Origin of the sequence: Peptoniphilus sp. HMSC062D09 (assembly GCF_001811425.1) — a bacterium.
Lineage (GTDB): Bacteria > Bacillota > Clostridia > Tissierellales > Peptoniphilaceae > Peptoniphilus_A.
In genome coordinates this window covers 1-8840 of record NZ_KV804722.1, presented here as the reverse complement: position 1 = coordinate 8840, position 8840 = coordinate 1, and the positions used below count along the sequence as shown (strand labels likewise).

General features: G+C 34.8%; 7 protein-coding genes and 12 tRNA genes. 2 read left to right on the top strand and 17 right to left on the bottom strand.

What is annotated here, in order from left to right; genetic code table 11:
- Positions 1-330 precede the first annotated feature (330 nt).
- The 4 genes from hcp to HMPREF2801_RS09320 all read right to left on the bottom strand — a co-directional run bounded on the left by hcp (position 331) and on the right by HMPREF2801_RS09320 (position 3711).
- The gene (gene hcp / locus HMPREF2801_RS05650; RefSeq protein ID WP_210394461.1) at positions 331-1935 is read right to left on the bottom strand and encodes a hydroxylamine reductase; all 1605 of its coding nucleotides are present in this window, start codon (positions 1933-1935) and stop codon (positions 331-333) included.
- A gap of 190 nt (positions 1936-2125) precedes the next feature.
- The gene (locus HMPREF2801_RS05645) at positions 2126-2686 is read right to left on the bottom strand and encodes a TlpA family protein disulfide reductase (protein WP_070611116.1); all 561 of its coding nucleotides are present in this window, start codon (positions 2684-2686) and stop codon (positions 2126-2128) included.
- Positions 2679-3572, bottom strand: coding sequence for a 4Fe-4S binding protein (locus HMPREF2801_RS05640; protein ID WP_070611114.1), 894 nt, complete (start codon positions 3570-3572; stop codon positions 2679-2681). Before HMPREF2801_RS05640 ends, HMPREF2801_RS05645 begins: the two co-directional genes overlap by 8 nt.
- On the bottom strand, positions 3565-3711 hold the full coding sequence (locus tag HMPREF2801_RS09320; protein WP_168162838.1) for a CD1871A family CXXC motif-containing protein: 147 nt from the start codon (positions 3709-3711) through the stop codon (positions 3565-3567). Before HMPREF2801_RS09320 ends, HMPREF2801_RS05640 begins: the two co-directional genes overlap by 8 nt.
- Before the next feature lie 449 nt (positions 3712-4160).
- Between HMPREF2801_RS09320 and HMPREF2801_RS05635 the strand changes: the two genes are divergently transcribed.
- Positions 4161-5546, top strand: a complete 1386-nt coding sequence (locus HMPREF2801_RS05635) for a Na+/H+ antiporter NhaC family protein (protein WP_070611112.1) — start codon at positions 4161-4163, stop codon at positions 5544-5546.
- Positions 5547-5646: 100 nt separating this feature from the next.
- A complete protein-coding gene (gene megL, locus HMPREF2801_RS05630) occupies positions 5647-6849 on the top strand; it encodes a methionine gamma-lyase (protein WP_070611111.1) in 1203 nt (400 codons plus the stop codon).
- Between the two features lie 128 nt (positions 6850-6977).
- Here megL and HMPREF2801_RS05625 read toward each other — a convergent pair whose 3' ends face one another.
- The 13 genes from HMPREF2801_RS05625 to HMPREF2801_RS05565 form a co-directional block, all read right to left on the bottom strand.
- Complete coding sequence (locus HMPREF2801_RS05625) at positions 6978-7475, bottom strand: hypothetical protein (RefSeq protein WP_070611110.1); 498 nt, start codon at positions 7473-7475, stop codon at positions 6978-6980.
- Positions 7476-7640: 165 nt separating this feature from the next.
- Positions 7641-7716: transfer RNA gene (locus HMPREF2801_RS05620), tRNA-Lys, on the bottom strand.
- Between the two features lie 48 nt (positions 7717-7764).
- Positions 7765-7853, bottom strand: a tRNA-Ser gene (locus HMPREF2801_RS05615).
- A 21-nt stretch (positions 7854-7874) separates the two neighbouring features.
- Positions 7875-7950 (bottom strand) — tRNA-Lys (locus HMPREF2801_RS05610).
- A gap of 9 nt (positions 7951-7959) precedes the next feature.
- Positions 7960-8035, bottom strand: a tRNA-Gln gene (locus HMPREF2801_RS05605).
- A 15-nt stretch (positions 8036-8050) separates the two neighbouring features.
- Positions 8051-8127 (bottom strand) — tRNA-Arg (locus HMPREF2801_RS05600).
- Positions 8128-8131: 4 nt separating this feature from the next.
- Positions 8132-8205, bottom strand: a tRNA-Gly gene (locus HMPREF2801_RS05595).
- A gap of 23 nt (positions 8206-8228) precedes the next feature.
- Positions 8229-8314 (bottom strand) — tRNA-Tyr (locus tag HMPREF2801_RS05590).
- 23 nt (positions 8315-8337) lie between these two features.
- Positions 8338-8413: transfer RNA gene (locus tag HMPREF2801_RS05585), tRNA-Thr, on the bottom strand.
- Positions 8414-8441: 28 nt separating this feature from the next.
- Positions 8442-8518 (bottom strand) — tRNA-Asp (locus tag HMPREF2801_RS05580).
- A 5-nt stretch (positions 8519-8523) separates the two neighbouring features.
- Positions 8524-8599: transfer RNA gene (locus HMPREF2801_RS05575), tRNA-Val, on the bottom strand.
- 4 nt (positions 8600-8603) lie between these two features.
- Positions 8604-8678: transfer RNA gene (locus HMPREF2801_RS05570), tRNA-Glu, on the bottom strand.
- 44 nt (positions 8679-8722) lie between these two features.
- Positions 8723-8799 (bottom strand) — tRNA-Met (locus HMPREF2801_RS05565).
- Between the last annotated feature and the right edge of the window lie 41 nt (positions 8800-8840).

Below are 8840 nucleotides of genomic sequence, written 5' to 3'. Positions count from 1 at the left end.
GGTTTATTCATGCTAAAGCGTACAAAAAAAGAGCCTTCATCCCTAAGGATGAAAGCTCGTGTTACCACCTTAATATATCACTTTCTCACGAAAGCGACCCCTTCAAGGACAATCATACTCTACTTCTATAACGGGAAGACCCGTAAATACCTAATATCCATATTTCCTAGAGAAGGCCATGTTCACATAAAACTCATCCACTTCTTTCACCTGGGCGAAGCTCTCTTTGCTCAAAATTTTAAGTTACTCTTCTTCCCAAAAATTTTATTTATTAATTGTTTTTTATTATAAGGCTAAGAAAAATAAAAACAAAGATTTTTTATTAAATTATTAAATTATTAAATTTTTTATATCATCTTCAACATTTGAAATGCCAGCAATATTAAATTTCTCCACTAAAACATCTGTAACATTAGGAGATAAGAAAGCTGGAAGACTTGGACCAAGGTGAATATTTTTTACACCAAGTGAAAGTAATGCAAGTAAAACTATAACAGCTTTTTGTTCATACCATGCAATATTGTACACAAGTGGAAGATCATTAACAGATTCCACTCCAAAAGCGTCAACTAGGGCAAGGGCAATTTGAATTAGTGAATAAGAATCATTACATTGGCCTGCATCTAAAACTCTTGGTATACCATTGATGTCCCCTAGATTTAATTTGTTGTACCTATATTTTGCACAACCTGCTGTCAAAATCACTGTAGACTTTGGAAGTTTTTCTGCAAATTCTGTGTAATACTCTCTATCAGCCATTCTTCCATCGCAGCCAGCCATGACAATAAACTTTGTGATGTCGCCATTTTTTACAGCTTCAATAACCTTGTCGGCAAGTTCCATGACTTGACTATGAGCAAAACCACCAACTATACTTCCCTTTTCAATTTCTTCTGGAGCCTTGCAAGTCTTTGCAAGTTTAATTATTTCTGAAAAATCCTTGTGACCCTTTTCATCTTCTTCGATATACTTGCAACCAGGGTATCCTGCAGCACCAGTTGTAAATAATTTGTCTTTATAGGAATCCTTTGGAGGCACTATGCAATTTGTCGTCATTAGTATTGGTCCATTAAAGGCTTCAAACTCATCTCTTTGCTTCCACCAGGCGTTGCCATAGTTTCCCACAAAGTTTTCATATTTTTTAAAGCTTGGATAATAATTTGCAGGAAGCATTTCTGAGTGAGTGTAAATATCCACGCCAGAATCCTTGGCTTGTTCAAGTAACATTTCAAAATCCTTTAAGTCGTGACCAGAAACTAAAATTCCAGGCTTATTTCTCGTGCCAATATTTACATTACTTATTTCTGGATTGCCATAAGTCTTTGTGTTTGCTTTATCAAGTGTCGCCATAGCAAGATATCCCATAGAACCAGTTTCAAGAGTAAGTGCAACTAATTCGTCTAGGCTTTTTTCTCTTAAAAGTTCAGCCATTGTAGTTAAGATAAAATTATTTACCTTCTCACTTTCATAACCCAAAACTTTTGCATGTCTCGCATAAGCAGCCATGCCCTTTAGTCCATACGTTATTAGCTCCTTTAAACTTCTTACATCTTCATTTTCTTCAGCTAAAATAGAAACTTCGCCTGAACTTATTTTTTCCTCTATTTCAGAAAAATCCTTTGATGACCACTTTGCAGCTTCGCTATAATTTTTATCTTCTCTTAAAGAATTCATCATATCAATTGTTTCACAAATTCTATCTTTAATTTGAGAAAAATCAAAATTTGCATTTGTAATAGTTGTAAATAGGTTTAAAATAACTCTGTCTACAACTTCCTTATTTTCCCTTTCACTTTTTACTGCAATTTCAGAAAGTCCCTTAGAAATCCAAATCAAAAAATCTTGCAAATTTGCAACATCACTTGTCTTTCCGCAGACACCTCTTTTTATGCAGCCAGAATTTTTAAAAGTCTCTTGACATTGAAAACAAAACATACTCATAATTATCCCACCTTTTAAATTAGTAAGTTTTAACTTCTAAAATAATTTTAATATAAAAATTAATAACTTTCTGTTGCATATGCAACATTTAAAAATTTTATCTACAAATTAAAAAAAAAGACCCATGCAAGCATGAGTCAAAATAGGTGTATCAATGAGGATTTATTATCTTAAGCTAGTGAATTTATTTTCCTTCACTGGCAATTATTTCGTCAATTTTTTTGTATAGTTCATCAATTTTTTCTTGTGAACCGACACTTATGTTGTCAATAATTTTTCCGTCTCTTCCAATTAAAAGAGTTGTAGGAAAAGCTGTCAAGTTTTTGAGGTAGTTGTCTATTTCTTCAGAAGGTTTTACAGCAAGATTTGGGTACTTAACTCCCTTTGCTTCAATAATTTTTTCAGCCTCTTCTTTAATTTTTTTATCTTCATAAGTGTCAAGGCAAATTGACATAACCTTTACATTTTTGTCCTTTAGTTCTTCAGAAATTTTTTGTAGGGTAGGCATTTCGTCTATGCAGCCCTTACAACCTGTAAACCAGATGCTCATTATTGTAACAGGACTGTCTTTAAAGACATCACTACTTACTGGATTGCCCTTGAAATCTACTGCGTCAAATTTTGGGAAAGAGTCTCCACTTGATACAGTAGGTCCTTCTGGCGCCTTGCTTGTGCAAGCAGTCATGGCAAGTGCCAAAAACAATAGCACAAAAATTTTACTAATATTCTTAAAAATTTTATTCATATCTTGCTCCTTCTTCTAAATTATTGATTTTATTATTTTTAAATGAGGTGGAAATCGCAGATGTTGGGCAAGCTTTGATGCAGTCACCACATCTTATGCACTCCAAGGCTCTTTGATTTTTTGACATGTCTACATCCATTTTGCAAATCCTCTTACATTTTCCGCATGATATACAAGAATCATTTACATGGTATTGATAAAAAGAAAATTTATTAGTTAGTGCGTAAAAGGCGCCCAGTGGGCATAAGTATTTGCAAAAAGGTCTGTAAAAGAATATTGAGAGTATAATCACTAGGGCGAGAATTCCTGACTTTAGCAAAAATAAATTGCCAAGTGCTCCCCTTATACTTTTGCTTGCTAGTGAAAGAGGGATTCCTCCTTCAAGTATTCCCTGTGGGCAAAGGTACTGACAAAAGTATGGAGATGCAAATCCCAACTCATCTGTCAAAAATACTCCAAATAACCAAACTACAAAGACCAAAATAAAATACTTGATGTACTTTAAAAAACTAAATCTTCTAGTGCTAAATTTTTTCGATGGAATTTTATGAATTAAATCCTGAAAAAATCCAAAGGGACACAAAAATCCACAAATAAATCTTCCAAACACAGTTCCAAATAAAAGCATGAGGCCCGTCACATAGTAGGCAAAATTAAATTTTGACGACCCTACAACAGCTTGAAAGGAACCTATGGGACAAGATAGAGCTGCACCTGGACAGGAATAACAATTTAGTCCTGGCACGCAAGCACTTTTCATCTTGCCCGTGTAAATAGTTCCCTTAAAAAAATTTGGAATATGTATATTTGTAAGAAGAGCAAAAGAGCCTTGCACTATCTTTCTTTTTTCTCTAAATTTTTTAAAAAGATTTTTTAACTTATCCAATCCCAACGCACTCCAAACATATTCTTATAGCTTTTGAAAGCACTGTATCCACTTCTGACCTATAAGCTCCCCAGAAAATAAAGGCAATGGATAAAATCAACATCGCGTATGAAAATTTTCGATTTACAAATTCTTTCATATTCTCACCTCACAGTTAGTATAGCATTTAGGGTGTAAAGATTATGTTAAGAAAAATTTATTTTCTAAATTTTTTAATTTTTTTGAAAAAATATTTTTGAAAGATTAATTTATTCCTTGCCAAATAATCATTTAAGTCTTGATTATTTCATACTTTGAAGTATATTAGTCTATCTTATCGGTATGAAATCGTTATTCTTTTTAAAGTTTATTTTTGTAACTTATTAACATAATAATGAATAAAGACTTCACAAAATCATTTAAAACCAGTATAATTGACTTAAAGGTATTTTAAGTTTCTTATCTACATATTATTAAAATAGTTTTGAAAACGATATTATTAATGATTTACCTTTAATTCTACTTAAGGAGGCTGATGTTAAAAACATATAAGTAATAAAATTCGTAGAAAAATCTTGTTTTATTTTTGTTAATTTTAAGGAGGTATCTATGGAAAACAAAAATTTAAAACCTAAGGCTAATGGTGCAGCACTTCTACCTTTTATAGTTTTCGTGCTCGTATATCTTGCTACTGGATTAATTCTTAACGCAATGGGCGTTGAAATGGCATTCTACCAAGTAGCAGCACCCGTATGTATTTTACCAGCTATTATTTTGGCATTTATTATGTTTGAAGGTTCTATCGATGACAAATTTAACGACTTCGTTCGTGGTTGTGGAGACGAAAACATAATTATCATGTGTCTTATCTACATACTAGCTGGAGCTTTCGCAACAGTTTCTAAATCTTCTGGTGGAGTTGACTCTGTTGTAAACTTTGCACTTTCTCTAATTCCTGTACAATTTGTTACAGCTGGAATTTTCTTAATCAGTTGTTTCATTTCTATCTCTACAGGAACTTCAGTAGGAACTATTTCAGCTGTTGGACCTATCGCAGTTGGCGTTGCTACAAAAGGTAACCTTCCACTACCACTTGTTCTTGGAGCCCTTGTTGGTGGAGCAATGTTCGGTGATAACCTATCAGTTATTTCTGATACAACAATAGCTGCAACAAGAACACAAAATGTAGGCATGAAGGATAAGTTTAGAGCAAATATTAAAATTGCACTTCCTGCAGCTATTATTACTTTTGTAATTTTATTAGTTGTTGGAAAACCTGAAGGCGAAGTTGACCTAGGCGATTTGAGTTACAACTTTATACTTATAATCCCATATCTTTTCGTATTAATTACTGCCCTTGCAGGAATGAATGTATTCTTAGTATTAACTAGTGGTATCGTATTATCAGGTATAATTGGAATGATCACTGGTGGACTCACTATGATGACTTTTGCTCAAAATATCTTTACTGGATTTAGTGGAATGTTTGAAATTTTCTTACTATCACTATTAACTGGAGGACTTTCATATATGGTATCTAGTAACGGTGGTATTGAGTGGCTGGTTCAAAAAATCAGAGGCTTTGCTAAAGACGCTAAATCAGCAGAAGTTTCAATTGCTCTTTTAACTCTTTTAACAGACGCTGCAACTGCAAACAACACTGTTGCAATTATCATTGACGGCCCTGTTGCCAAAGAAATTTCAAAGGACTTCAAAGTAGACCCAAGAAGATCTGCTTCCTTCCTTGATACATTCTCTTGCGTAATGCAAGGTATAATCCCTTACGGTGCACAAGTTTTAATCGCAGCTGGCCTTACTAAAGAACTAGGAGCCCTAGCTGTATCCCCTGTTCAAATTATACCTTTCCTATGGTATCAAGCACTACTTGCTGTATTTGCAATAATCTCAATCTTTGTTAGATTTGCAGATCCAAAAACTGGATGGGATTTTGAAAATGATGTGCCACTAGAAGAAAATAAAGCAGCAGCAAAATAATTTAAATGGAAAAAATTAGATTTGTTTTATAAAAAGAATTTTAGATTTGTTTAATTAAGAAAAACTTTTAGATTTATTATTTTAAGAAAAGGAGATATTTATGAATAGTAAAGACGAACTAAAGAAAATGCATTTTGAAACTAAGGCAATTCACGGTGGATACGAAAAGAACAAATTTGGTGCACTAGCTACTCCAATTTATCAAACATCTACATTTATATTTGACAATGCAGAACAAGGCGGTCGTAGATTTGCCTTAGAAGAAGATGGCTATATCTATTCAAGACTTGGCAACCCAACAAACGAACAAGTAGAAGAAAAGGTTGCACTACTTGAAGAAGGCGAAGCTTGTGTATCTGCAGCATCAGGAATGGGTGCAATTACATCAGCAATTTGGCCATTCGTAAAATGTGGCGACCACATGATAGCAGCAAAGACTCTTTACGGATGTACTTTCGCTTTCTTAGAACACTCAGTATCAAAAATGGGCATCGAAGTTGATTTCGTTGACATTACAAATGTTGACAACATCATAAATGTAATGAAAGACAACACAAAAATTGTTTACTTAGAAACACCAGCTAACCCTAACATGGACATTTGCGACATAGAAGAAGTTGCTAAGAGAGTTCATGAAAAGAATAAAGACTGTCTAGTAATCGTAGACAACACTTATTGTACACCTTACATCCAAAGACCACTTACACTAGGAGCAGACATGGTAGTTCACTCTGCAACAAAATATTTAAACGGTCACGGCGATGTTATTGCAGGCTTTGCAGTTGGTAGAAAAGAATTAATTGACCAAGTAAGACTAGTAGGTATTAAAGACTGTACAGGAGCTGTACTTGCACCATTTAACGCTTATCTAATCCTTAGAGGAATGAAGACTCTTCAAATTAGAATGGATAAGCACTGTTCTAATGCAATGAAAGTTGCAGAATTTTTGGAAAAACATCCAAAAGTTAAGAGCATCCAATACCCAGGACTTAAATCCTTCAAATATTACGATGTAGCTAAAAAACAAATGGCACTTCCTGGTGCAATGATTGCCTTTGAAATAGAAGGCGGAAAAGAAGCTGGCGCTAAACTTATGAATAGCGTTAAACTTTGCACACTTGCAGTATCACTTGGCGACGCAGAAACACTTATCCAACACCCTGCTTCAATGACTCACTCTCCTTACACAGCAGAAGAAAGAGCAGCGGCAGGTATCTCAGAAGGCTTAATTAGACTTTCTGTTGGACTAGAAAATGCAGACGACATCATAGAAGACCTAAAACAAGCTTTAGATCAAATCTAAAAACTAAAAAAAGTTATTACAATAAACTTTTAAAAAACTCTTTTAACTAAAAAAGTAAAACCCTAAAGTTGATATCATTCAACCTTAGGGTTTTTAAATTATTATAATTTTAAAATTTATGGTATAGACTATTTCTTAAAATTTTCCCTCTTATTCCTTCTATAGCCGAGAAAAGCAATTACAATAACAACTACAAGATATTTAATAAGGGTATTTTTTCTGTCTTCATTTTTTTCAGACTTGACATCAATTTTTAAAGGATCCTTTTCTAAATCAATATTAATAAAATTCTTGTATTTATAATTACTAGCCACTCTATTAATTGATTTATCTTTAGTCATAAAATCATCGTCAAGATTATATCTATCAAAGAAAATAGATTTTGAATAAATAAATATATAAAATTCATCATTTTTTGACTTATAAACATATAACTTGTTGTAATTAATGTCTTCCTTCAACTTTAAGGAGTAATTATTAAAATTTTCTTTTTCAAGACTTATCTTATTTTTAATTTCAATATCCTTCTCTTTTATAGTATAAAATTTATTGCCATTAAGAGTAAAAAATAAAATAAATATAATTGCAGCAAGATAAAATACTAAATAAAATTTTTTCTTCAACATAGATTTCCTCCAACATTTTTTAATTATAACATATATATTTAGCAAGTGAAAAATGTGAGATAAAATTTTAGAAAATAAAAAACTGTAGAATAAGTCTACAGAATAAAAGGCAATATAATATCTGTTTGGGAGTAAATCTCCAACAAATATTTTCTATGTAAAAAATGGTGACCCATGCGCGATTCGAACGCGCGACACCTTGATTAAAAGTCAAGTGCTCTGCCGACTGAGCTAATGGGTCAAAGAATAAATTTTCAATAAAAAATCTGTGATAAACACAGATTAAAAATGGCGGAGAGGAAGGGATTCGAACCCTTGTGGGCTTGCACCCTAACGGTTTTCAAGACCGCCCCGTTATGACCACTTCGGTACCTCTCCACAAATATAAAATTTTAAAAATGGTGACCCATGCGCGATTCGAACGCGCGACACCTTGATTAAAAGTCAAGTGCTCTGCCGACTGAGCTAATGGGTCATATATTATTGGCTGGGGTGGCAGGACTCGAACCTACGCATGCCAGAGTCAAAGTCTGGTGCCTTACCGACTTGGCTACACCCCAATGCATTTTTAGGTTTGGCGCACCTAGGAGGATTCGAACCCCCGGCACACGGATTAGAAGTCCGTTGCTCTATCCTACTGAGCTATAGGTGCTTATTGGAGCGGGTGAAGGGAATCGAACCCTCGCAACCAGCTTGGAAGGCTGGGGCTCTACCACTGAGCTACACCCGCATAAGAAAAATTTAAATTTTAAATGGTGGAGGAGAGTGGATTTGAACCACTGAAAGCTAAGCTAACGGATTTACAGTCCGTCCCCTTTGGCCAACTCGGGAACTCCTCCATGTAAAATCCCATAAAATTTATTGGAGCTGGTGGGAGGACTTGTACCCCTAACCTACTGATTACAAGTCAGTTGCTCTACCAATTGAGCTACACCAGCTTATTAAAATTTATTACTAGCATAATATTGGCGACCTGGATCGGGCTCGAACCGACGACCTCCAGCGTGACAGGCTGGCATTCTAACCAACTGAACTACCAGGCCATTTTTGGTGGACACAATAGGGCTCGAACCTATGACCCCCTGCTTGTAAGGCAGATGCTCTCCCAACTGAGCTATGCGTCCATTCTGGTGACCCTGCCGAGAATCGAACTCGGGATACCACCGTGAAAGGGTGGTGTCTTAACCGCTTGACCACAGGGCCTCATATGGTAGCGGCTTATGTAACACAAACCGTATTTTAAAATTTGGTAGCGGCGAAGAGATTTGAACTCCTGACACTACGGGTATGAACCGTATGCTCTAGCCAACTGAGCTACGCCGCCATATATTTTTATGGTAGCGGGAGAAGGATTTGAACCTCCGG